This is a genomic window from Mesorhizobium sp. M4B.F.Ca.ET.214.01.1.1 (genome assembly GCF_004791545.1).
GTDB classification, from domain to species: Bacteria; Pseudomonadota; Alphaproteobacteria; order Rhizobiales; family Rhizobiaceae; genus Mesorhizobium; species Mesorhizobium abyssinicae.
Genome location: NZ_SRUX01000001.1, coordinates 1 through 23,623 on the forward strand (window position 1 = coordinate 1; position 23,623 = coordinate 23,623).

23 protein-coding genes and 3 pseudogenes are annotated in these 23,623 nt (G+C 61.3%); 14 read left to right on the plus strand and 12 right to left on the minus strand.

Annotation, left to right across the window (positions count from 1 at the left end; genetic code table 11):
* Positions 1-204: 204 nt before the first annotated feature.
* Together EN857_RS00005 and EN857_RS00010 are read right to left on the minus strand one after the other, a co-directional pair.
* Positions 205-372: a hypothetical protein gene (locus EN857_RS00005; RefSeq protein ID WP_236372582.1), complete on the minus strand. Its 168-nt coding sequence runs from the start codon at positions 370-372 to the stop codon at positions 205-207.
* Between the two features lie 573 nt (positions 373-945).
* Positions 946-1,221 (minus strand): hypothetical protein, encoded by a 276-nt coding sequence (locus tag EN857_RS00010; RefSeq protein ID WP_091600633.1) that lies wholly within the window; start codon positions 1,219-1,221, stop codon positions 946-948.
* A 409-nt stretch (positions 1,222-1,630) separates the two neighbouring features.
* Between EN857_RS00010 and EN857_RS00015 the strand changes: the two genes are divergently transcribed.
* The 3 genes from EN857_RS00015 to tnpB are packed head-to-tail and all read left to right on the plus strand — an operon-like array spanning position 1,631 to position 2,559.
* A complete protein-coding gene (locus EN857_RS00015) occupies positions 1,631-2,104 on the plus strand; it encodes a transposase (protein ID WP_091600632.1) in 474 nt (157 codons plus the stop codon).
* Positions 2,105-2,158: 54 nt separating this feature from the next.
* Positions 2,159-2,407, plus strand: a complete 249-nt coding sequence (locus EN857_RS35370) for a transposase (protein ID WP_236473611.1) — start codon at positions 2,159-2,161, stop codon at positions 2,405-2,407.
* A complete protein-coding gene (tnpB, locus tag EN857_RS36095) occupies positions 2,404-2,559 on the plus strand; it encodes an IS66 family insertion sequence element accessory protein TnpB (protein WP_084831567.1) in 156 nt (51 codons plus the stop codon). Before EN857_RS35370 ends, tnpB begins: the two co-directional genes overlap by 4 nt.
* A 46-nt stretch (positions 2,560-2,605) precedes the next feature.
* Here the strand turns inward: tnpB and EN857_RS35380 are convergent, their stop codons facing one another.
* Complete coding sequence (locus tag EN857_RS35380) at positions 2,606-2,854, minus strand: tyrosine-type recombinase/integrase (RefSeq protein WP_236372574.1); 249 nt, start codon at positions 2,852-2,854, stop codon at positions 2,606-2,608.
* Positions 2,855-3,018: 164 nt separating this feature from the next.
* Between EN857_RS35380 and EN857_RS35385 the strand changes: the two genes are divergently transcribed.
* The 3 genes from EN857_RS35385 to EN857_RS00035 all read left to right on the plus strand — a co-directional run bounded on the left by EN857_RS35385 (position 3,019) and on the right by EN857_RS00035 (position 5,162).
* Entirely contained in the window at positions 3,019-3,468 is a 450-nt protein-coding gene (locus tag EN857_RS35385) for a hypothetical protein (RefSeq protein WP_236473612.1), read from the plus strand.
* A 93-nt stretch (positions 3,469-3,561) separates the two neighbouring features.
* Positions 3,562-3,690, plus strand: a complete 129-nt coding sequence (locus tag EN857_RS36100) for a hypothetical protein (protein WP_259980032.1) — start codon at positions 3,562-3,564, stop codon at positions 3,688-3,690.
* Between the two features lie 1,055 nt (positions 3,691-4,745).
* Entirely contained in the window at positions 4,746-5,162 is a 417-nt protein-coding gene (locus EN857_RS00035) for a hypothetical protein (protein WP_063169404.1), read from the plus strand.
* Between the two features lie 250 nt (positions 5,163-5,412).
* Here the strand turns inward: EN857_RS00035 and EN857_RS36265 are convergent, their stop codons facing one another.
* The 5 genes from EN857_RS36265 to EN857_RS35410 all read right to left on the minus strand — a co-directional run bounded on the left by EN857_RS36265 (position 5,413) and on the right by EN857_RS35410 (position 7,853).
* Positions 5,413-6,195 carry a redoxin domain-containing protein gene (locus tag EN857_RS36265; RefSeq protein ID WP_244529185.1) on the minus strand — a complete coding sequence of 261 codons (783 nt, stop codon included), beginning with the start codon at positions 6,193-6,195 and terminating at the stop codon, positions 5,413-5,415.
* A gap of 40 nt (positions 6,196-6,235) precedes the next feature.
* Positions 6,236-6,460: a DUF411 domain-containing protein gene (locus EN857_RS35395; protein WP_236372580.1), complete on the minus strand. Its 225-nt coding sequence runs from the start codon at positions 6,458-6,460 to the stop codon at positions 6,236-6,238.
* Positions 6,457-6,939 carry a multicopper oxidase domain-containing protein gene (locus EN857_RS35400; protein WP_245494809.1) on the minus strand — a complete coding sequence of 161 codons (483 nt, stop codon included), beginning with the start codon at positions 6,937-6,939 and terminating at the stop codon, positions 6,457-6,459. The genes EN857_RS35395 and EN857_RS35400 overlap by 4 nt, the downstream gene beginning before the upstream one ends.
* A gap of 69 nt (positions 6,940-7,008) precedes the next feature.
* Positions 7,009-7,305 (minus strand): hypothetical protein, encoded by a 297-nt coding sequence (locus tag EN857_RS35405; RefSeq protein ID WP_236473614.1) that lies wholly within the window; start codon positions 7,303-7,305, stop codon positions 7,009-7,011.
* A 260-nt stretch (positions 7,306-7,565) separates the two neighbouring features.
* Positions 7,566-7,853 carry a multicopper oxidase domain-containing protein gene (locus tag EN857_RS35410; RefSeq protein ID WP_236473615.1) on the minus strand — a complete coding sequence of 96 codons (288 nt, stop codon included), beginning with the start codon at positions 7,851-7,853 and terminating at the stop codon, positions 7,566-7,568.
* 482 nt (positions 7,854-8,335) lie between these two features.
* On the opposite strand from EN857_RS35410, the gene EN857_RS34555 reads away from it, so the two are divergent.
* Positions 8,336-8,524 (plus strand): hypothetical protein, encoded by a 189-nt coding sequence (locus EN857_RS34555; RefSeq protein WP_158302651.1) that lies wholly within the window; start codon positions 8,336-8,338, stop codon positions 8,522-8,524.
* 152 nt (positions 8,525-8,676) lie between these two features.
* Here EN857_RS34555 and EN857_RS00070 read toward each other — a convergent pair whose 3' ends face one another.
* Both EN857_RS00070 and EN857_RS00075 read right to left on the minus strand, forming a co-directional pair.
* The gene (locus tag EN857_RS00070; RefSeq protein ID WP_091600627.1) at positions 8,677-8,883 is read right to left on the minus strand and encodes a hypothetical protein; all 207 of its coding nucleotides are present in this window, start codon (positions 8,881-8,883) and stop codon (positions 8,677-8,679) included.
* Between the two features lie 880 nt (positions 8,884-9,763).
* Complete coding sequence (locus EN857_RS00075; RefSeq protein ID WP_091600626.1) at positions 9,764-10,693, minus strand: TauD/TfdA family dioxygenase; 930 nt, start codon at positions 10,691-10,693, stop codon at positions 9,764-9,766.
* Positions 10,694-11,304: 611 nt separating this feature from the next.
* Here EN857_RS00075 and EN857_RS00080 point away from each other — a divergent pair.
* From EN857_RS00080 to EN857_RS00100, 5 genes and pseudogenes are all read left to right on the plus strand, one after another.
* The gene (locus tag EN857_RS00080) at positions 11,305-11,562 is read left to right on the plus strand and encodes a hypothetical protein (RefSeq protein ID WP_091600625.1); all 258 of its coding nucleotides are present in this window, start codon (positions 11,305-11,307) and stop codon (positions 11,560-11,562) included.
* An 8-nt stretch (positions 11,563-11,570) separates the two neighbouring features.
* Positions 11,571-11,843, plus strand: a pseudogene (locus EN857_RS00085) (pyridoxal-phosphate dependent enzyme); the annotation flags it as partial.
* 293 nt (positions 11,844-12,136) lie between these two features.
* Positions 12,137-13,249 carry a TlpA disulfide reductase family protein gene (locus tag EN857_RS00090; RefSeq protein ID WP_126095612.1) on the plus strand — a complete coding sequence of 371 codons (1,113 nt, stop codon included), beginning with the start codon at positions 12,137-12,139 and terminating at the stop codon, positions 13,247-13,249.
* A 356-nt stretch (positions 13,250-13,605) separates the two neighbouring features.
* Positions 13,606-18,351, plus strand: coding sequence for a glutamate synthase large subunit (gene gltB, locus EN857_RS00095; protein WP_135857459.1), 4,746 nt, complete (start codon positions 13,606-13,608; stop codon positions 18,349-18,351).
* 144 nt (positions 18,352-18,495) lie between these two features.
* A complete protein-coding gene (locus EN857_RS00100) occupies positions 18,496-19,950 on the plus strand; it encodes a glutamate synthase subunit beta (protein ID WP_023798073.1) in 1,455 nt (484 codons plus the stop codon).
* A 15-nt stretch (positions 19,951-19,965) separates the two neighbouring features.
* On the opposite strand, the pseudogene EN857_RS35415 reads toward EN857_RS00100, so the two are convergent.
* Positions 19,966-20,210: pseudogene (locus tag EN857_RS35415) on the minus strand (hypothetical protein); the annotation flags it as partial.
* 276 nt (positions 20,211-20,486) lie between these two features.
* Between EN857_RS35415 and EN857_RS00110 the strand changes: the two are divergent.
* A complete protein-coding gene (locus EN857_RS00110) occupies positions 20,487-21,083 on the plus strand; it encodes an omptin family outer membrane protease (protein WP_091600473.1) in 597 nt (198 codons plus the stop codon).
* A 377-nt stretch (positions 21,084-21,460) separates the two neighbouring features.
* Here the strand turns inward: EN857_RS00110 and EN857_RS00115 are convergent, their stop codons facing one another.
* Positions 21,461-21,769: a helix-turn-helix domain-containing protein gene (locus tag EN857_RS00115; protein ID WP_236473435.1), complete on the minus strand. Its 309-nt coding sequence runs from the start codon at positions 21,767-21,769 to the stop codon at positions 21,461-21,463.
* Positions 21,770-22,580: 811 nt separating this feature from the next.
* Here EN857_RS00115 and EN857_RS00125 point away from each other — a divergent pair.
* Positions 22,581-23,402: pseudogene (locus tag EN857_RS00125) on the plus strand (class I SAM-dependent methyltransferase); the annotation flags it as partial.
* Between the last annotated feature and the right edge of the window lie 221 nt (positions 23,403-23,623).

Here is a 23,623-nt window from a genome sequence, read left to right on the forward strand (position 1 = left end):
GCCGACGAATGACGCAGGCATTCCCTCACCGCTCTCCGACTCGGCGCGTTTCTTGATCAGGGCAATGACGTCCGTTGCGAATTGATCGGCCATTCTGTTTCCTGTCTTTCTTTCCCGCGTTTCGACCCGGACCCGCGGCTCAGTTCCTGAGGCGCGCCGCGTCGCGAAAGCCATCACGCTTGTGCGACTGACAAAGCCCAATGCTCATAAAGCCGGATCAGGTCCGGCCGGTGTGTGGCGTAGGTGCAGTATGACGATGTGAGCCGCTACACCGTGCGCGTCGTAGCCGATTGCGCGGGCTTCCGGTCTCGCGCCGGCCCAACTGCGGCCGCTTTCGAATGGCTTTGCGTGGAAGGTTCCCAGTCTGTCCATAGGCTCGGAAGAAGTCGGACAGTTGACATGGCCGGTCAGTTGCAACTCCCTTTCCCAGCACTCCACTGCCCGGTAGAGCGCATGAAAGTTCTCCTTTCGGGCAGTTCTTAAGACGCTCGCCACGCCATGAGGCAGTGGGGCATCGGTGTGCGTCAGGTGCTTCTGCCCATGCAGGATTCCACAACATTGATGAAATCGTTTGTTTCGATGAAAGGCATCCACACTTTGGATAGTTGACCACGCGTTTCAAAGATCGTGAACTACATCTCGTCGTTGTGCTCGACGCACTTCCGACAAGTAACCTCACGGGCGCGGCATGCAGGATCCGAGCCCAGCCGGTCATGAGTGCGGCCTTGCCGGGTCGGGCGATAGGCAGTCATGCCCTTCCTGCGGGTCAAGCACTCCGAAAAAACATTTCCCCCATAAATGCTAGATCTTCCGCTGCCTTTTCGCGTCACAGGCCGTCAAACGTCCGGCCGTTCACAACAGTGATCCGGCAAGTGTTTGGCTGCGCGAGACGATGCTGCAGGGAGTCGTCCTGCATGGCACTTCGCTATGATGCTGCGGTGCCGTCTAACGGCGCCTCGTGTTTGAACACACTGAACGGCCACCGCGATCAAAATCGATGGTTCGAGGACCGTTGATCATCACCCCGCCAGCCTCGATCTTGTTTGCCGCCACGAGAGCGACACAGAGACTGCTGGTGAAGATGCCCGCCTGCCCGCTATGTTCGGGATGGTTGACCATCCCGGATGGACCCATCGAGGGTGTCAAGGCGAGCATGAGCACAGGCGCGAACAGTTCACGGGCAGGCGCGACGGTGGCCGCAAAGCAACGTCGCGCCAGCATGCGATCTCAGCAGGATCGGCACCATCCTGTCAGGGAGCAATGCGAGTGGCTGGCTTAGCCGCTGCGACGCTGCCCGGCATCGATGACGAGGACCTGGCGCCGTGCGAGGAGCAAGAGTAGACGGATAGTATGCGCGGGAGTGGCGACCGACCACCTTGTTTCTAAGGCAGACTGAAAGCGGCTCTTACCGGGCGGCTACGCTGTTTCAGAGACTGGGGCGTCGTGCACATCCAGCCGATACTCTTTGTTGCGGATTGCGAACCGATTGCATTGCCGCAGTTACTGGCATCATGTTAACGCGTCGGACGGCGACATTGGCGAGCACGGTTTTGTGGCCGCAGTTGACAAAGCCCATAAGTTCTAGATGCTGCGTGCTAGAATAGATGTTTGAAATCGCAGGGAGTTTCTGATGTCCAACCTTAAGGAAACTGAGGCAACCCAGGCAGCAGGCGAGGTGCCCGTGAAGGAACAGACACCCGATACAAAGGCGCCGAAGACGCGGAAGCGGACCGCGCAGCGCGCAGGTGCTATACGAACCAGAGCCGCCAGCTCGGCTCTTCAGGCGTCTTCATCTAAAGCGATCGCTTCGCCTACAGTCCGGGCAGCGCGGAGAAATTACTCTGAGAACGAGCGTGCCCAGAAGCTCGGCGAGATCGAGAAGCAGATCGGACGGGGAGAGAGTATCAAGGCAGCCGTTCAGAACGCTGGAATATCGGAACAGACGTACTATCACTGGAAAAGGGCTGCTGGGCAGACAACACAGAGCGATGAGCTCAAGGATCTTGTGAAGCTTGAAGAAGAGAACGCCCGTCTGAAGAAGCTCCTCGCTGACCGGCTCCGGAAAGAAAACGCCGAGCTCAGGAAAAAGCTCGGGCTTGCTTGAGCCCTTTGCCGCCATAGGCAAAAAGCCCGAGGGGCGGCTGACCTGAGCTCCAAGGTGACCTTCCTTTCTTCCTGTGACACAGCGAACAGCGTCGCGCCCAGCAGCCGATACTGGCGCAACGAGCTGTTTCGACCTGAGACCGGGCAGCCGGCAACTGAAGACGTTCTTGACGAACGCGCCCAGCCGCTCCCGCCGCCAGTGGTGATCGAGCTGGACGTCGCCGGCAAGGTGCGGCTGCGGATTCCACTGACCACGCCGCCAACACTGGCAGCGGCGATGGTGAAGGCGCGGGGCGTTTCATGATCCCGGTCCCGAGCCAGGTGCGGATCTGGTTGGCGGTGGGCCGGACCGATATGCGTCGCGGAATGCAGCGTCTCGCTCTGCAGGTTCAGGAGACATTGGGCCGGGATCCGCATTTATGCGTCGGGCGAGATTATGTGGCGGAGCCGCCCTGACCCCTTCGGACCGGCCAAACCCAGCTTGCCTCCGCCACATAAACATTCAGATGGAGTTCAGCAGTTGCAGAACGGAGTCATTTGGTCGGAAACGCACGCCGTGATCGCCGGTGACGCCCGCCTTCTCGAGTCCATTGCGCATCATCTCTACATCCGCTGTGGCATAGCGGTGGGTCGTGGCGACCCGTGCATGCCCGAGCCAGGCTTGGATCGTCAAAAGGTCCACGCCGGACTGGAGAAGCTTCATGGCGAGGGAGTGCCGGAAGATGTGCGGCGATATGGGCTTGTCGGCCAAAGCCGGTCTGGTAGGCCCGGCGCTCGTTGCGGGCGCCGAGGAATATCGGTCGCGGCTCGTGATGGGCGATCCCGCGCTCGCTCAACAAGGATGTCAGCGCCCGCAGCCGGGTCCTTAGCAATGGGGACGACGCGGTCTCTACGCCCTTTGCCGCGCAGCAGCACTTGTGGGTGCGGCCGCTCCAACTGAAGGTCGTTTGCGTTGACGCCGGTGGCTTCGGAGGCCGGGCGCCGGTTCGTGCCAAGAAAGAGCAGAAAGGCTCGGTCGCGCCGACCACGGGGCGTCTTTGGATCTGGCGCCGCGATGAGGGTGTCCACTTCGGCCGTGGTGAGGTGGTACGTCACGTCAATGTGCGTCCGTTTAATGGGAATCGTCAGCACGCGTTGGGCGACGCCGAAGGATGCCGGGTCGGCGGCAGCGACGTGGCGGAAGAAAGATCGGATCGCGGCCAAGCGGGCGTTGCGCGTGGTGACGGAATTGTTCCGCTTCTCCTCGAGTTCGTCGAGAAAAGCGAGAACGAGATCTCGATCAGCTCTTCGAGCGCCAACGCCCCCGGCTTCTTCCGCAATCGGGCGGCGGCAAAGAGGATCAGCATGCGCAAGGCATCGCGATAGCTGGCCACGGTCGCGGGAGTCGCATTGCGCTGCTTCGTCAGGCGCCGGCGGAAATAGGACTCCAGGAGCGGCGCTAGGAGTAGGTGTTAACTCATGCTGCTCCTTGAGCGCGCCGCCATCGAGTGCCACCTCGGCTTGATCAATCAGATCAACGAGGCGTTGACGGTGGTCGAGGCGGATATCGCGGTGGTGCCCACTAGGATCCGACAATCCGTCGCCTGATGACGTTGCCTCCGTCACCGTGGGTGCGAACGTTGCCGCGGCAATCGGCAACATTCGGCGCTTCAGCGATCCACAGAGGCTTGTCGCCTACCTTGGCTTCTTCCGAGCGTGCGGCAGTCGGTGAGGGACCGGCCTATCATGGCCGCATCACGAAGCACGTCTCCTGAATCGAAACCTCTATCCGATCGACGAACGCCTCAAGTCTCGCAGGCGAGCAAGGCCGGGCGGGTCCGGGCGGGTCCAGATGTAGTAGGTATCCTAATCATCGCCGAGCGTGTTTAGCTTGGGTCGCGCAGAAAGGTGGATGGCGTGAGCGCGCTGAGATGGATCGCCATTTGGACTAAACGACGGGACGGCTGACTGGTATGCGCGTTCAATTGATCTGGCGCCTTAAATGCAGGAAGGCTTCGCGGCCGGTACGAGGCGCATCCCTCCTCCGAAGCAGCACGCCCAAGTATCATCACAAGCCCCGAGCGCTCGCGTTCGGCGATGTCCAATTTCCGACAATGTCGGAATACAGTCAGATCTGCTGGATTGACTTTAAATGGTTTTCTCATTTGGCACAGCGCATGCTGGTTATCCGCAAACACGTGACCGACCAACAAGAAGTCGCATGATCACCTCACCAAAACATACAGCCGCGGAACAATCACTTGGCCCGAACTTGCTTATCGCCCTCCCCGTCACCACAACCGGAGCCATCCATGTCTGACGGGCTGCCCAGGATACCTACTGCGACCGCGCTTGCCCGGTGACGACCGCTCCGGCTCCGCCCGTTACCGACGAGGCAAAGTGACGGATTTCCTGCTTTTCAACGACATGGAGGTGGTTGTCATTCCCGCTGGGGGACAGACTCGGCCTGTTCAAGGCATTGCGCGAAGGCGGCAAGATGACGGCCACCCGTGCGCGAACTCAAGGAGCGCAGCCTGTATCGTGTATCAGGCAAATAGGCCGTGGGTCAGTGACCTTGACACAGGGGACATGCGCAAGGTCCTGAAGTTTGATGTAGCGATAGAAGGGTGCCAATGACAACAATAGCTTACAGGAACGGAACCATGGCTGGCGACGGCCGAGCCTTGGGTTTTGACTCAGTATCCGTCGGTGAGAAAACGAAGGTGTTTCGCTTATGCGACGGCACACTCATCGGCGTTTCCTCTTCGTCCTTGGGTATTCCAAAGGCCGTTCGAGACTGGGTTGAGAAGGGCATGGATGTTTCTGATATTCCTGTGCCGCGCAACGACGACAATTTTGAATTTGAGGCGCTGATAGTGCGCAAAAATGGGGAAGCCGTATTGTTGGACGGCAATTGGCTGCCAAGTGATCCCGTGAAAGGTGAATATTATGCCATCGGGAGCGGCAAGCAGTATGCTTTGGCCGCGCTGGTTTTGGGCAAGTCAGCTAAGGAAAGCGTCGAAGTTGCCGCGAAACTCGACGTTTGGACTGGTGGCACAGTCACTGCCATAACTCACTAAACCCGCCTTTCGGCGGGAGTGTGACAGTGCGAGCGTGGAAGTAGGGCGCCACCCCGGGGCACGTCGAGCCCTGTCATCTGCTTGCGTTGTTGGACATGTGAGCTGGTCCATAAGCGCGCGAAAGCGTCCAGTTGTGGCCAAAAGCACGATTTGCGACAGAACCGGCCCGCTTCTATGAGTATGGGCCGCTTTTTGCGGCCAGCGTGCTTGCCATCCTGCCGCCAGTGGCCGTCGCCTTCTTCTTCCAAGGTTACCTCGTCATGAAGTAGAGCACCACGATCTTGTCGGAGAAATCGGAAAGGCGGACGGCCCTTCCGTCCGCGTCGGCCAGTTCGAAAGGCGGCGCGGCCTGCTCGTCGATCGCCTGGAAGAACCTCTCCGCGCTGTCCCTCATCTTGTCGAGATCGGCGCCCGGATGGTGGGCCAGCGCGGAGGTCGCGAGGATCAGCGCCAGAAATTGAATCGCAAGCGACGGTTTCGCTTTCATGGACAATGCATTCCGGTTGGGGGCGTTCGAGGGCTCCGCGGCTAGGATTGGTCTCACTGTGTCTGCTCCCGCTCCCGGCGGCTCATCTGCCTGATAGGCGCGTTCCCGCTCGGGCCATGTGCTTTTGATGAAGGCCAGAACGGCCCGGATCTCCTCGTCGGTGAGGACATTCCCGAAGCCCGGCATGTCGCTCTGGTAGCCGCCGCCGACGACCGCGGCCGGTCCCGGCGCCGGCATGCGTCCCGAAGGCAGCGGGCTTTCCAATCGCGCTGACCTTCGCCTGGCTAAAACCGTCTTGCCTAGCGCTATCGCCGCGGCCGGGGCGCCGCCACCGGCCATCCGGTTGGCGAGCCAAGGCAATGTCCAGACCAATCCGAGGCCTGCCGCGGCCACGCATCGATAAGAGGACCGACGCCCTTCTCCTTTGCCGCCGCTGGAGAACAGGTACTTGATCAGCGCGGCCGTCCCGAGGACGAGCACGACGACGACAAGCAGCCACACCAGGCCCATGCCGAACATCATCATGCCGCTCATGCATTCCATCATCGAAGCCTCCTATTCCGTGGCGTAGACGCCGCCGGTCCCGTCAGACTTCCGGATTTCGAGAATCTCGAAGGGCGCTTCCTTCGTGCCACTCATGCCGGGGGAGCCCATCGGCATGCCGGGCAGCGTCATGCCCTTTGATGTCGGGCCGCTCGGTCAAGAGCTTGTTGACCGTGCCGACCGGCACATGGCCGCTCACCACATAGCCGTCGATGAACGAGAGAAGGCAGCCATCGGCTTCCGGCGGAATGCCCTCTTCGCGGCTCATGGCGAAAAGGTCGTGCGTCGGCCTTGACGGTGACAGCGAAGCCGTTTCCTGCAAATAGCCGGCATAACCTTCGCAGCAGCCGCATTGCGGGTTCTTGTAGAGCGTGACGTCCTTTCGCCGGCGAACGCCGGAGCGGCGCCTGACAGGATCGAGGCGAGGACAAGAGCTATCAGGGTATTGGACATTTTTGCTTCTCCTTCGGCTTGTGGACTGGTCAGGCGACCGGCCGCCTGGTGTTCGAGAACGTGGCAGTGGAACATCCAATTGCCGGGATTGTCGGCGACGAAGGCGATCTCGACCTTCTCGCGCGGCGAAACCAGCGCCGTGTCCTGCCATTCGCGACGTGGGGTGGGCTGGCCGTTGCGGGAAATCACCCGGAAGGAATGGCCGTGCAGATGGATCGGATCATGCCACGCGGTTGCGTTGGTCGTGGCGATGACGTGGCTCTTATTCCGCAAGAGCGTCAGCCCCGGCTTCATGTCGTGATTGGCCTCGTCGGCGGCGACGCCGTTGATGAACCAGGCGGTGCCGGAATTCATCGTCCTGCATCATGCGCCCGGACCCATGCTTTCACCCATGTCCTGCGCCACCATCTCGCCCATCATGCCGCCGGTGAAGACGACTTCGTTGCGGGACGCTGTATCGAGGTCCGGCTCCGGCAGCGGAATGGTCGGCAGGGTCAGCGGCCAATCAGGCACACGTGCCCTAAGCGGAGTGTCGGAATAAACAAGATCGACGAGCTCATATTCCAGCCCCTCGTAGAACTGGTCGAAGATCGAAAGCCGGCTGCCCGGCTTGCCCGTCATGTCGAGGATCAGATCGGTGCGCATTGCGGGACCCAGCACCACCCGCCTCCGGCGCGTGTGGCGTCACCGGCTGGCCGTCGAGCGCGATGACGGCCGGCCTGAAAACCCGTGAAGTCGGGACTGAAGATGCGTGCATTGGCGGCGTTGATCAGCCGCAGCCGGATGCGCTCGCCCTTTCTGACCGCAAAGGTATCCGGCACGCGGCCATTGATGGTAACCGTGTTGCCGACGCGGCCATTGTGGTGAATGTCGTGCCGGTTGCCGAAATCCTCGCTGATTGCGCCAGATTTCGTCAGCCCTCAGTCACCGAGCATCCAGGTCACCTCGCGATCGGCCCGCACCGCCTTCGGTTCCTCGATGATCAGCGGACCATAAAGTCCGCGCCCGACCTGTTCGAAGCTCCGCTGGTGCGGGTGATACCAGCAGATGCCGACGTCGACGGCGTCGAACTCGTAGACGAAGCGCTCGCCCGCTCCAATCGGCTTCTGCGTGAGGTGAGGCACGCCATCCATGGCATGTGGCACACGCACGCGATGCCAGTGCACGGTCGTTTTCTCGGCAAGGCCGTTCTCTACCTCGACCCGCACGCGCTCGCCCTGACGGACCCGGATTTCCGGGCCTGGAACGGGCCTTCGGCGCGCAATCGAGCCCGGTTCACCCGGCCCAATGGCGTCCACTTTGGGGGCGCATGCACTGCAGACCCGCTGGACCTGATCCGGGAGAGAATGGGCGCGGCGATTGGAATAGCTATGAAAGCGCATCGGACCGTGGAACTGCGCGCGCAGACTTTCGGAGGAAGGCTCGCTTTTAAGCGTTATCGTGCAACTCTGACCGTTCTTCGCCTTGGCGGGTGCCGCGGAAGAATCCCGGGTTCTGCGAGCGCTCCGAGAACACCTGCGGTCGATCCTGTACCACAATTTCGCGAAGCTCGATGCTCTCTACAAACGATGTCTTGGATTCTCACGCCCTTATTTCAGCACTTCGCTCGCTTGCCCGACTCGGCCGCGGTCAGCCTTCACCGCCAATTTTATTGGCGCAGCGACGTTCCTATCGGGTCAGGCGAGGCTTCTTGAACCTGCCGCTCTCTCGTTGCCCTGGCACGATTAATCGTCCTCTCAGTCTCGTCATTGGCGGAGTCGCTCCTGAGGCGCGCGCCGGCGAGTTCGAGGAGCGCGTGGCTATCTCCTCGGTCCAGCCGGATTCCGCTGCGCGCTCAGCCAATTCCTGGAAGGCCGATTCCAAGGCGAGCTGGCATTGAAGGCCGCGGTCCGGATGGTCGACTGGGCAGCTTGGTTCCACGATCGCAATGCTTGATCGCTTCATTGCAGGCCATGGGCTCTCGCCCTCTCCTTTTGCCACACGAGGCGCCAGCTCACGTGTTGTTGTTGGCGTGCGCCCCGGCAACCGCTTTCACCAGCCGCTCCGGCGATCCCGCGCGCTCCAGCTCCGCAAAGAATGATGCGGCGTGACGCTACCCAGCCGGTGCTTCTCGGCCAATTTGCACACATAGGGATAGTCGACCATGAAATCGGATCGAGGCGAGGCGTTGGACGTTTCAGTCTTGGTCTGAATGCCGCCGCCCACGAGCCGATCGGCCTTCTCGATGATTTGGCGCACCCTCGTTGTCGACAAGCCATGTTCCTGAGCCAGGTCGGCGAAACTCTTGCCCTTCAGAAAGCCGTCGACCAGGGCTATGTTCCTATCGACGGTCGGCTAAATCCCAGCAGGCGCGCAGTTTTCCAGCATCATTCCGTTTGTTCATCCGCTTGTCCGCGCCCCCTGCAAATCCTACCGGGCCAAATCGGTGCTTGGAAGACCCACTCATGTCATGGCCTCGGGAAAGTACCAGGCCGACGGTCATGTGAATACGAAAGATGCTGGCGATCACCATGATCGTTGGTGACCGCTGACCTCCCGAATGTCGGCTTCGACGGCACACCGGGAGCTCTCGGCAATGTTGAATAATTCCGTTTGAAGATGGTTGACTTCGTCGTCGAGGCTCGATCCATCAGGATCGGTATCGACGATTCTATATTTGAGGAACCCAAATTCGTTTGACTCGCGCAATTCGCTGTACGGCGTATCATCGCAAGCGCGGGATTGCGACATCCTGCGAAGTGCCCACGTTGCTGGAATCGATTTTGCGGAAGTAAAAAGGCCCCGGCGCTGGGTCGGCGCGCAGGGCCTTCAGGCATGTACGAGCTACCAGCATGTCCAGTTATGATCGTGCGCTATCATAATGAACAAACGGTGAATGATCGCTATCCGAGGTGCAGGGCGGGCGAGATGGTGGGGCGGTGGGGGACCTGTACCGCTGCAGCGGGGCCACGAGCAGCGACTCGAGCCATGCGCCACGCTGCAGGACCTCGATTTCGGGCCAAGCCTCGAGCCCGCAACTCGCCTTGCTTCTCGGAAATCATAAGGCTTTGTGGGGCGGTTAAGCAGCGCGATATGGCCGCGGCGATACGAAGTTTTCATCTTTACCCTGTTCAGACGGTCAGGCTGCCTTCGCCGCCGGCTTGGCTGCCTTGACACGGGTTATACTGCGGCGACCGTCGACGCCGATCGGAACGTCACCGTCAACCGTAGCGCGACGCACAACCCGGTGCTGGTCGCCATAGTCGTTGACCGCATAATGCTGGGTAGCACGGTTGTCCCAGATAGCGACGTCGCTTACTTGCCAGCGCCACCGCACGGTATTTTCCGGGGCAGTGACGTAGGACTGGAACACCTCGTAGAGTTTGGCGGAATCGCTCTTGGAAAGGCCGACGAGGCGCTGCACGAAATTGCCGAGCAGCAGCGACTTCTCCCCGGTTTCGGGATGGACGCGCACGACCGGATGCTCGGTCTCGTAGATCGTCGATGTGAAGACTTCCTCGAAGTGCCTCTTCTCTTCGGCTGTGGCGCGCGGGCGCACGGCTGCGTAGTCGTAGGCATTGCTATGAATAGCCCACAGATTGTCCGCCAATATTTTGAGCGGCGCCGGCAGATTCTCGTACGCGGCGTGCGTGTTGGACCAGATCGTGTCGCCCCCCGCCGCCGGAATGACGACGCCACGTAGGACCGAGAATTTCGGATAGGCATCGACGAAAGTCACATCGGTATGCCACTGGTCTGCCCTGCCACCGCCACGGCCGGAATCGAGATTGAGGATTGAGGCCGTGCCGGCTGCCGGCCCCTGCGTGGGATGAGGTACAAGGTTACCCAGACGCCGCGCGAACAATTCCTGCTCCGCATCGTCGAGGTGCTCCTGGCCGCGGAAGAAGATCACCTTGTGTTTTAGAAGAAGCTGGTTGATGGCTGCTATCGCTGCGTCCGAAAGGTCTCCGCCAAGGCGAACGCCTCTGATTTCAGCTCCGACACGGCTGGTCAGCGGTACAACGTCGGAGTCAAGAATGGTCCGGTTGACAAGGACTGGATTGCTCATGGGTTCTCCTGTTTGATCTTGAAAGGGATAGCAAGTCACATCCGGCCAGCGGATGTCCGCGCTGCGTTGAAAAGTCTCATCGCTAGTCGACAGAGCTATCGAACAGGATAATTGACGTAAACTATAGAAAGAATGTTCTAATTTAAACTGGCTCGACGAAAGAGCAGTCTCCGTTGCTCCGGTCTCGGTGTTGAGTTCTCTAAGGCTGCGCCACACCTTGGTCCCCACGCCGGCATATGATCTCATTGTGCAGCCCCGTGCTCGCACGCCCCGTACTGGCGAAACTAATTGCAAGCTGCTGCAACACGCCCCCCTGGCGGCCTGCACCGAAACGACGACAGGGGTGCATCTGATTAGCCGTGAACCCAGGTCTCAAAAACCATCCGGCGTGACGAGCGGACGCACCGCACGTGTGACACCCGCCTTGTGGGGCAGGGTTGCCTTTCTCAATCCCGGCGTTGGTCGACGTCCCAATGAGCAGCAAGCTATTATCGGCCGCCGAATCTTAGTGGCTTCGTCGAGAGCCTCAATCAACCAAGCGGCGAAAGCCTCGCTAGAGTCTCGCCCGCCTGTCGCTATGAAGCAGTTGCAGGCAGCGCTGCTTCAGGCGCATGAACTCGCCCGATGCAATGATTTCCGTTGCCCTGGGTCTTTCGAAGGGCACTGTTTCGATTCCCTTCTTCTTCGGCGCGCGGCTTGATGCCGACATACGGTTTCTTGACCTGCCGCCTGAACGGCTGCCGAAGCGGGTGCCCCGCCAGCGACCCCGACAATCCACTGTTCCGCAACTGCTGAAGAGCCGACTGCGCTCGCATCCCGATGCTGCGCAACGGCACTATGCCGACATTCTGGAGACCGCAGCCGCATGAGCCTCGAGATGTTCCGCCGACCGTCGACAAAGGCGTCCTCTCGCCTGCGTCCGCCATTTGCGTCAGTGCTCGATCTGATTGGGGAGACGCCGGTCGTCGAACTGAAGAGCTTCGATACCGGCAGGTGTCGTCTCTTCGTCAAGCTCGAAAGCCAGAATCCCGGCGGATCGATCAAGGATCGCATTGCGTTGTCGATGATCGTTAATGCCGAACAGCGTGGCCAGCTCGCGCGGGGCGGTACAATCATCGAAGCGACCGCTGGCAACACAGGGCTCGGCCTGACCTTCTGGCGGCACGAAGCGCGTGATCGCGTGTCCAAAAGCTGACAGCGTCAGACAAATGTCAGGTTCATTACAACCAACATCTGGGCACTGTCGAGGTTTTTCGAAGCAATGGGCGCTAACTGCGCGCTGAGCGCGTTGGCATGGTTTTTGAGACTGAGTGACTGTGACTGCACTCAATGGGGCAAGACGAGCGATCCGCTCCTCCCTGAACCCGTGTGCCGTCTCTGAGAGGAAACCAGCTCGTGCAGAAACCTTTGGAAATAGCTTTGGACCGCAACGTGGTATTGCAGATGGAGTCCCCGGCTCCTTCGATTAAAGTCGAGAACTGGCTGCGTGGCGAGCCCCTCACCAGCTTTGAGCCCGGCAAAGTGTGCATAGTCGAATTTTGGGCAACTTGGTGCGGCCCATGTGTGGACGGGATGCCCCATCTGATCCAGCTGCAGGAGAAATACAAGGACAACGGCGTTGAGATCGTCGGAGTCGCGGCTTCTGAAGACGCTCCAACGGCCGACGAGGCCCGAAGCACGTTGGACGCTTGGTTGACCGAAAAATTCCCGAATCTGAACTATCGGATCGCATTCGACTCCACAGGCGAAATGGACAAGCTTTGGATGGAGCCCAGCTTTTCTTACGGGGTCCCGACCTCGTTCGTGGTCGACCGAGACGGCCACATCGCCTTTATCGGTCATCCGACGCAACTCGATGAGGTTTTGCCGAAGGTGCTTAACGGCAGCTGGCGCATCAGCGATCAGGCAAAATCCGCCGATACGGAGCGGATTGCGGAAGGCGAAACCATAGCGCGCGAACAAGCGCTGACCAAGCCCATATACGACAAACTTCGGCCGGCAATGGAGGCCGAGGATTGGAAGACGGCGCTCTCGGCGATTGAAGAAGGCCTCGCATTGATACCGGACAAACTCAACTTCCGCGTGAGTCATGTCAATCTGTTGCTTCACAGAATGCGCGACATGCAGGCCGGCTTGCCCGTAATGCGCCAATTCGTTCGCGACGCGATCGACAGAAAGTCCGAGGGATGGATGTATTGGGCGCTATACCAACTCTTCGCGCCGGGCTTTGATTATTCCGGCTTTCCGTCTGCTGAGCGCTTCGCGATGGGCGAAGAGCTGTCCAAACACATCGTGGCACTGCCGCAAGGCGGCGGCTCTAAGTTCCTGTCTTATCCGGTGGTCGCTCAGTACTATCATGAGAGCGGCAACAAAGATCGCGCCATCGAGTTGGTCGAGCAGACACTGAAAGCGCTGGAGGGTCCGGAGCCTATCTCGGACGACCTGAAACAGCACCTTCTACCCGAGTTGCTGCAGGCTCTGGCCAACTACAAGGGTGAGAAGGTTTGTTACGGCGCTCTCTGTGTGGCTCCGCAAGAGGATTCTCCCAAAAGGTGAAAGGGGCGGCCAAGGAGGAAACCAAAGAGGGGCGAATGGCTTACTGGCCAATTCGTCCATTTCCCTGACGTGGATGTACAAATAGGTCGGCCCAGGCGTCCAGCCCAGCCTCGCCGTTACCGCAAACACGTGACCGAGCAAGGAGAAGACGTGCCTGATCAACTCACCAAAACATACTGCCGCTAAGGGTCTCCCGGACCCGTCAAAGATGGCACTGGAGTAAGGCTGGCAACATGAAGAAGGTTACTCAGCCAGCTCGGCGCTGCCCACCGATCCACCTGCGCCCACAGGCGGGGAAGACGGGGGACGCAGCCGACCGCCTGTCTCTGCGCCAGGCAAGAACGGAGGACAGGACGATGACGGAAGTGACGCCATCTGCGACGAACGGCCCGGCCGCGCAGACGAAAGCGCCAGCCGTCAAAAATCCGTCCATCGCCACTGGCCTGACCAGGATCGGGCGGACCCCTACCGGGTTCGCCCACGGCCTCTACGATCCGCGCAACGAGCACGATGCCTGCGGCGTCGGCTTCATCGTCAATATGAAGGGCGTGAAGTCGCATCAAATCGTCACGGACGGCCTGGCGGTGCTCGAAAATCTGACGCATCGCGGCGCCGTCGGCGCCGACCCGCTGATGGGCGACGGCGCGGGCGTGCTGGTGCAGCTTCCCGACCGCTTCTTCCGCGAGGAGATGGCCAGCCAGGGCGTCGAACTGCCCAACCCCGGCCATTACGCCGTCGGCCATGTGTTCATGCCGCGCGATCCTGAGCTTCAGGCGCATATCGAAGGCATCATCGCCGAGGTCGCGCAGCTCGAAGGCCAGCCGCTGCTCGGCTTTCGCGACGTGCCGGTCGACAATTCATCGCTGTCAAAGGCGCCTGATATCGCTGCTTCCGAACCGGTCCAGCGGCAGGTATTTCTGGGTCGCGGCGCCGAGATCGAGAGCGACGACGATTACGAACGGCGGCTCTACATCCTGCGCAAGGTCATTTCCGGTCGTATCCACGAAGAGACCAAGGGCGTCGACAATGGCTTCTACGTCGTGTCGATGTCATCGCGGACCATCGTCTACAAGGGCATGTTCCTGGCCTATCAGGTCGGCGCCTATTACAAGGATCTGACCGATCCGCGTTTCGAGACGGCGCTGATCCTCGTCCACCAGCGTTTCTCGACCAACACCTTCCCGTCGTGGAAGCTGGCGCATCCCTATCGCATGGTCGCCCACAATGGCGAGATCAACACGCTGCGCGGCAACGTCAACTGGATGGCGGCGCGGCAGGCCTCGGTCGATTCCGAACTGTTCGGCAACGACATCTCCAAGCTGTGGCCGATCTCCTATGAGGGGCAGTCGGACACCGCCTGTTTCGACAATGCGCTCGAATTCCTGACGCAGGGCGGCTACTCGCTCGCTCACGCAATGATGATGCTGATCCCTGAGGCCTGGGCCGGCAACAAGCTGATGGATCAAGATCGCAAGGCCTTTTATGAATACCACGCCGCCCTGATGGAGCCGTGGGACGGGCCGGCGGCGGTGGCCTTCACCGACGGCCGCCAGATCGGCGCCACGCTCGACCGCAACGGGCTGCGCCCGGCGCGCTACATCGTCACCGACGACGATCGCGTCATCATGGCCTCGGAAGCCGGCGTGCTGCCGGTGCCGGAGGAAAGGATCGTCAAGAAGTGGCGGCTGCAGCCCGGCCGCATGCTGCTGATCGACCTGGAGAAGGCTCGCATCGTTTCCGACGAGGAGATCAAGTCGGAGATCGCGACCAGGCATCCCTACAAGAGCTGGCTCGCCAACACCCAACTCATCCTCGAAGACCTGAAGCCGGTCGAGCCGCGGGCGCTGCGCAGGGACGTCAGCCTGCTCGATCGCCAGCAGGCGTTCGGCTTTACCCAGGAAGACACCAAGCTGTTGATGTCGCCGATGGCGACCACCGGCCAGGAAGCGGTCGGCTCGATGGGCACCGACACGCCGATTTCGGCGATGTCGGACAGATCGAAGCTGCTCTACACCTATTTCAAGCAGAATTTCGCCCAGGTCACCAACCCGCCGATCGACCCGATCCGCGAGGAACTGGTGATGAGCCTGGTGTCGTTCATCGGGCCGAGGCCTAACATCTTCGACCTCGTCGGCAATTCGCGTCGCAAGCGGCTCGAAGTGCGCCAGCCGATCCTGACCAATGGCGATCTTGAGAAGATCCGCTCCATCGGTCATACCGAGGACCGTTTCGATACCAAGACGATCGACATCACCTATGCTTCGAACGAAGGCGCGGCCGGCATGCAAGGCGCCATCGACCGGCTGTGCGAGCGCGCCGAGGCGGCGGTCGCCGGCGGCTACAACATCATCATCCTGTCCGACCGTCAGCTCGGGCCGGACCGCATCGCCATCCCGGCATTGCTGGCGACGGCGGCAGTCCACCATCATTTGATCCGCAAGGGATTGCGCACGTCGGTGGGGCTGGTCGTCGAGTCCGGCGAACCGCGCGAGGTGCATCATTTCTGCTGCCTTGCGGGCTATGGCGCCGAGGCGATCAATCCCTATCTCGCCTTCGACACGCTGCTCGACATGCACAAGCGCGGCGAGCTGCCGGCCGAAGTCGACGCCAATGAGGTCGTCTCCCGCTACATCAAGTCGATCGGCAAGGGCATTCTCAAGGTGATGTCGAAGATGGGCATCTCGACCTACCAGTCCTATTGCGGCGCGCAGATCTTCGACGCCATCGGGCTGAAGACCGATTTCGTGCAAAAATATTTCACCGGCACCGCGACGCTGATCGAAGGCGTCGGGCTGGAAGAGATCGCGGCCGAGACGGTCAGCCGCCACGCCGACGGCTTCGGCAACGACCCGGTGCTGCGCAACAGCCTCGAGGTCGGCGGCGAATACATGTTCCGCATGCGCGGCGAAGCGCATATCTGGTCGCCCGATGCGGTGGCCACCCTGCAGCACGCCGTGCGCCAGGGATCGTGGCAGACGTTCAAGGACTATTCCGCTCAGATCGACAGCGAGACGGCGCGGGCGCAGAGCATTCGCGGCCTGTTCAAGATCAGGCTGGCCGAAGAAACCGGGCGCAACAAGGTCGCGCTCGACGAGGTCATGTCGGCTGCCGATATCGTCAAGCGGTTCTCGACCGGGGCGATGTCCTTCGGCTCGATCTCCAGGGAAGCGCACACCACGCTGGCCCGCGCCATGAACACGATCGGCGGCAAGTCTAACACCGGCGAGGGCGGCGAAGAGGCCGACCGTTACCTGCCGCTGCCGGACGGCGGCAAGAACCCCGAGCGTTCGGCGATCAAGCAGGTCGCTTCCGGGCGTTTCGGCGTGACGGCGGAGTATCTGGTGAACTCCGATGTGATGCAGATCAAGGTCGCGCAAGGCGCGAAGCCCGGCGAGGGCGGGCAGCTGCCCGGTCACAAGGTCGATGCCACCATTGCCAAGGTCAGGCATTCGACGCCGGGCGTCGGCCTGATCTCGCCGCCGCCGCATCATGACATCTACTCGATCGAGGATCTGGCGCAGCTCATCTACGACCTCAAGAACGTCAATCCGGCGGCTGATGTCTCGGTCAAGCTGGTCTCGGAAGTCGGTGTCGGCACGGTTGCGGCCGGCGTCGCCAAGGCGCGCGCCGATCACATCACCATTTCCGGCTATGACGGCGGCACCGGCGCATCGCCGCTGACCTCGCTCAAGCACGCCGGCAGCCCGTGGGAAATGGGCCTTGCCGAGACGCACCAGACGCTGGTGCTCAACGGCCTCAGGTCGCGCGTCGCGCTGCAGGTCGATGGCGGCCTGCGCACCGGCCGCGACGTCATCATCGGCGCGCTGCTTGGCGCCGACGAATTCGGCTTCTCAACCGCGCCGCTGATCGCGGCCGGCTGCATCATGATGCGCAAGTGCCATCTCAATACCTGCCCGGTCGGCGTCGCGACGCAGGACCCGGTGTTGCGCAAGCGCTTCAAGGGCACGCCGGAACATGTCATCAACTTCTTCTTCTATGTGGCGGAAGAGGTCCGGGCGCTGCTCGCCGAGATGGGCTACACCCACCTCGACCAGATCATCGGCGACACCGAACTCCTGGAGAAGCGGGCGCTGATCCAGCACTGGAAGGCGCGCGGGCTCGATTTCAGCAAGATGTTCTTCAAGCCGGATGCCCCGCATGAGGCGGTGCACTGGACCGAGCGGCAGAAGCATCCGATCGACGACGTGCTCGACCGCAAGCTGATCGAGTTGGCCAAGCCGGCGCTCGAAGCCAGGCAGCCGGTCAGCATCGAGCTGCCGATCCGCAATGTCGACCGTTCGACCGGCGCCATGCTGTCGGGCGAAGTGGCAAAGCGCTTCAGGCACAAGGGCCTGCGCGAGGACACGATCTCGGTCAAGCTCACCGGCACCGCCGGCCAGTCCTTCGGCGCCTTCCTAGCGCGTGGGGTTTCGTTCGAGCTGGTCGGTGCCGCCAACGACTACGTCGGCAAGGGCCTGTCGGGCGGACGCATCGTCATCCGCCCGCCTGAGAACACGAAGATCGTCGCAGCCGAGTCGATCATCGTCGGCAACACGGTGCTCTACGGCGCGACCGAGGGCGAGGCCTATTTCTGCGGCGTCGCCGGCGAGCGTTTTGCGGTTCGCAATTCGGGCGTCGCCGCCGTCGTCGAAGGTGTTGGCGACCATGGCTGCGAGTACATGACTGGCGGCATTGTCGTCGTCATCGGGCAGACCGGCCGCAACTTCGCCGCCGGCATGTCGGGCGGCGTCGCCTATGTGCTCGACGAGGTGGGTGATTTCGCCGAGCGCTGCAACATGGCGATGGTCGAACTGGAACCCGTTCCCGAAGAAGACGATCTGATGGAGAAACTGCTCCATCATGGCGGCGACCTCGACCACAAAGGCCGGGTCGACGTGTCCGGCGACATGACCAGCCATGATGAGGAGCGGCTCTATCAGCTGATCTCGAACCACGTCCATTACACGGGTTCGGTGCGCGGCCGCGAAATCCTCGACAACTGGGCGACTTTCCGGCCGAAATTCCGGAAGATCATGCCGGTCGAATACCGCCGCGCGCTGATCGAAATGGAACGCATGCGCATGGGCGTTGCGGCGGAATAGGCTTTGGGAGTTGCCGGGAAGCAAAGCTTCCCGGTCGATGCCTTCATCAACAATCCTGGCCTCGGACTGAAGGTTGCCATGGCTGCCTTATGAGGTTAACGGGTGCGACGTCGAGCGCGCCATCTGGACAGCAGGGACTGGACTATGGGCAAGGTAACAGGGTTTCTCGAGATCGACCGGCAGGTGCACAAGTACCAGCCGGCTTCCGACCGCATCCGGCATTTTCGCGAGTTCACGCTGCCGATGTCGGACAAGGAGGTCGAGAAACAGGCCGCGCGCTGCATGGATTGCGGCATTCCATACTGTCACGGGCCGACCGGCTGCCCGGTCCACAACCAGATCCCGGACTGGAACGACCTCGTCTACAATGGCGACTGGGACAATGCGATCCGCAACCTGCATTCGACCAATAATTTCCCGGAATTCACCGGCCGCATCTGTCCGGCGCCTTGCGAGGAAGCCTGCACGCTGAACCTCGAGGACATTCCGGTCGCCATCAAGACGATCGAGCAAGCAATCGCCGACAAGGCCTATGAAACCGGTCATATCCGGCCCTATCCGCCGGAAAGGAAAACCGGCAGGCGCGTCGCAATCATTGGCTCGGGGCCGGCCGGCATGGCGGCCGCCCAGCAGCTTGGCCGCGCCGGTCACGACGTTCACGTCTATGAGCGCGAGAGCCGGCCGGGCGGGCTGATGCGCTACGGCATCCCCGACTTCAAGATCGAGAAGCACTATATCGACCGGCGCATCGAGCAGATGCAAGGCGAGGGCGTGAGCTTCCATTGCGGGATCAATGTCGGCGTCGACAAGCCGGTGGCGGAGCTGCTCGCCGAATATGATGCGGTGCTCTATTGCGGCGGTTCGGAAACGCCGCGCCCGGCCAACATTCCCGGCGACGATCTCGATGGCGTGCATGACGCGATGCCTTACCTGGTGCAGCAGAACAAGCGCATCGGCGGCGAGCCGATCCAGTCGGTGGCGTGGCCGTCGCCGCCGATCGTCGCCGGCGGCCAGCATGTCGTCGTCGTCGGCGGCGGCGACACCGCGTCCGACTGCGTCGGCACCGCCTTCCGCCAAGGCGCCGTTCGTGTCACCCAGCTCGACATCCGGCCGCAGCCGCCGGAAAAGGAAGACAAGCTTTCGGTCTGGCCCTACTGGGCGACGAAGATGCGCACCTCGTCCTCGCAGGCGGAAGGCGCCGAACGCGAGTTCCAGGTGGCGACGCTCGAATTCATCGGCGAGGACGGCGCGCTGACCGGCGTCAAATGCTGCGAGGTCGATGAAAAGCGCAAGCCGATCGCCGGCACGGAATTCGTTATCCGCGCGGATCTCGCCTTCATCGCTATCGGCTTTGCTGGGCCGGCCGCGGTCGGGCCAGTGTCGGAACTGGCTGGCCAGATGAAGATCGCCATCGACAGCCGCCGCTCGAACAACGTCGAGGCCAATGATCGCGACTACAAGACCAGCGTCGAAAAGCTCTATGCAGCGGGCGATGTGCGCCGCGGTCAATCGCTGGTCGTCTGGGCGATCCGCGAGGGCCGTCAGGCAGCGCGTTCGATCGACGAGGCGCTGATGGGATCGAGCGTGCTGCCGCGCTGAGACCGTTTGGAAACGCTACTCCCGCGGCCATCTGAGGGCGCTTTGCCCTTCAGGTGTCCCGGGGGCAGGTTTACGGACGATCGCCGTGGTCGTTTCGGTTGTGGCCGCGGCCGCAGGCTGCCGCCTTGGCGGCCAAGAAAAATCGTCGGCGCGGCCGGGCGAAGCAGCGGGCGCCTTGCCCTCGACGACGAATTTTTCACCGGGCCCGGCTTGGCCGGCGCTGCGGCACCGAGGAGTTCCGAACCGCCGTCGAGTGCCGGTGATTTCGAGTCGGCGTCGGTAGCCGGGGCGGCGGCCTCAGTCTTTTCGTTCGAGGGTGGACTACGCTACTGGCCCAGTACCGGCAAGCATCGAAGGACCTTTACAATCATAAAGGTACGTCACCGGTCTCGCGGCTCACCTATGACGATCTAGACGCGCATTCGAGTGAAGTCTTCTTCAACGCGATCCACAATCCGACTGGCATTTTCGTAAAGGCCTCCTCGGTGCCGGCGGCATCAGGGAGGGTTTTCTCATGACGAGGACTTCTTACGGAAATGGGGGGCTACTCAAACACATTCAGTGATCAGCGCGGGGGCGGCGTCAGCTATTTCACCGCCGATCTTGGATATAATTTCTTGAACGCGCCGCGCTACCGCATCGGTGCTTTTGTTGGCAACAATTTCTGGCACGAGAGCTACGACGCTTTCGGTTGCACGCAGCAGGCGACCAACTGGAGGACCTGTGTGCCAACCGTCCCGACCTACGTCAACCTCATCAGCCAGGACAACGATTGGCATTCGCTGCGACTCGGCTTGGCCGGGCAGACGCAACTCACCGCGCGACTCAGCCTTTCTGGTGACGTGGCGTTCCTCTTCACGCGGCTCGACGGCAAAGATCAGCACCACATGCGCCCCAAGATCAAGCTAATTCCCGAAGACGGCGATGGGCATGGCGTCCAGCTCGAGGCGGTGTTGAACTACAAGGTCACGGATTTGTTCAACATCGGCGTCGGCGCCCGCTACTGGGCCGTGGCGAATAACGGCACGGCTCATTTCGAAGAGGCAATGGGCGGTCGTGGTTCCCCGCAGGCCGACGATTGGAAGGCAAAGCGCTACGGCGTGTTCGTGCAGGCCAGCATCAAGTTCAACTGAGAGAGCAAGAACCGGGGAGAGCGGCGATGCCACTCCAGCTCATTACGATCATTGGATCAACAGAAGGAAGTTTTCCGAAGAGTTCTGCAGGCGTGCGCAAAGTCGCCAGACAAAGTTCTCTGGTCCATAGTGTACGTGCCGTCACGCCCGTTCTCGACATGGTTGAATGATACGTCCCGCGCGATAGATCAAAGTCGTTCTTCATTGGTTTTCCGGAAATCGCGGGAGCACAGCGTGCAGTGACCCTCGGCTGCTGGTTTTCTGTCAACGCGCAGATGAGGGAGAATGAGCGTACAGCAAAAATCATCAGTGCTGTCGCTTTCGCCAAAGCCCGCCGCAGCTAAACGGGGCCCCACGTCCGGTAGCGCCCCTGCCGGTCACCTCACGGATGCCGAGTTCGGCACCAGCCCGAGCGCAGCACGCTGGCTAATTTTCAGCTCGGCCGCGACCAGACCTGCCGACACCAGCGGCCGCGCCAGCACCAGCTCGATCAGCGCCGGCAGGCTCGAGTTTTTGCGCCGGTTCCTGAGCCGGCGCTCCATCTGGCTTTTGGCCAGCGCCTGGATGATTGCAAGGCTGAAACAGTCGATGGAACGCCCCTCCAGCGAAGCCGAACCGGACGAGGCGCGCGCGCCAGGTCCTTCGGCTGCCATCGGCACGCTGGGTTTAAGTGCTTGGGGTGACACGGCGTGATCTCCGCCGTTGGCGGGAACAGGCGGTAGAACAGCTGGATGTTCTCAAATGCATGCGGGATTGCCCAGATCTGGCCGCCCTCCCCCGTTGCGATCTGACCGGCTTCCATCTTCCAGGTAAGCGCCGCACGCAGGCTCGGGAAGGAGTCGTTGTAGTCGTATCCAGCATCGGGTAAAAACGGGTAACCGGCACTTAAAGGCGTTGTAGTGTCGCCACCAGAAATACTGCTCCGTGGTGCTGGCCTTTGCGTGGGGGCGCAACACGGCAACTACCCGCTCAAAACGGTTGGTCCTCTACCTCTTATTCACCGTCGCTTTCCTCGCGGCCTAACCCGGCCGGAATATCCGTTGCCAGAAAAAGGCCTCGCGGCCGGTTCGAGGCGCATCCCTCCTCCGAAGCAGCACGCTCAAGTATCGTCACAAGCCCCGAGCGCTTCGCGTTCGGCGATGTCCAAATTCCGACAATGTCGGATACAGTCAGATCTACTGGATTGCGTTTGAATGGTTTTCTCATTTGGCACAGTACATGCGGGTCATCCGCAAAACACGTGACCGACCAACAAGAATTCGCATGATCACCTTACCACAACATACAGCCGCCTCGGAACAATCACTTGGCCCCTGATCGCCCGCCCCGGCACCACAACCGGAGTCATCGATGTTCTGACGGGCTGCCCTAGGATACCTGCTGCGACAGGGCTTGCCCTGGTGACGACCACTCCGGCTCCGCCGGTTACCGACGAGGGCAACGTGACGGATTTCCTGCTTTTCAACGGCATGGAGGTGGCTGTCATTCCCGACCACCGAAGCGAGCGACAAATTCTATCTCAACGCCGAGCAAGAGCTGGTGTTCGCCGATGAAGACAGCCCGGCCTTCATGGCAGGCGCATTCGAGTTCCTGTCCGCGCTGTGGCTCGATGAAGAAAAGGTGAGGCAGGCATTCCGTCCGGCAATGGCGTCGGGTGGCACGATCATAGCGCGTGTCTGTTTCGCGGTACGGAACGGTTCTTCCGTCCAGGCTACAATGCCAATCTGATCGACTCCTGGCTGCCGGCCTTGGAGGGCGTCGTCGAGAAGCTCGAACGCGGCGTGGACGTCGCGGATGTTGGATGCGGTCATGGTGCATCGACCGTGCTCATGGCACAGGCCTTCCCCAATTTCGCGCTTCGTCGGCTTCGACTATCATGCCCCTTCGATTGAGCGCGCCCGCAAGGCGGCCGAGGTAGCCGGCGTCGGCGTCAACACGCGGTTCGACGTCGCCGCCGCCAAGAGCTATCCCGGAACCTACGACCTCGTCACATTCTTCGATTGCCTTCACGACATGGGCGACCCGACGGGCGCCGCCACCCATGTCCACGGATCGCTCAAGCCGGATGGCACGTGGATGATCGTCGAGCCGTTCGCGCATGATCATCTGGCGGCGAACCTCAATCCCGTCGGACGCGTTTACTATGCCGCTTCCACGTTCGTGTGCACGCCCGCGTCCGTGTCGCAGGAAGTCGGGCTCGCGCTTGGAGCCCAGGCCGGTGAGGCGAGGCTGCGCAAGGTGGTGACCGGTGGCGGCTTCAAGCGATTGCGTCGCGCCGCGGAGACACCGTTCAACATGGTGCTGGAGGCCCGCCCTTAGCGTGGCCGTCGCCAGAAATTGCAGCTCATCGCATTTGATGAAGATCACCGCCAAAATCCGGACGCATCGGGCTTTTCAAGGCGTCTGGGTTCACGCAGAGGTCGCTGCCGAGCCGCCTTCTCTAAACCACTGAAGTCGATGTCCGGCGGCAGATTCTTTCCCTCTCTGCGGCCACAAGGCGAGCAGCCTCGCTGTAGGCGTCTTCCCGCCCAGTGCTTTCT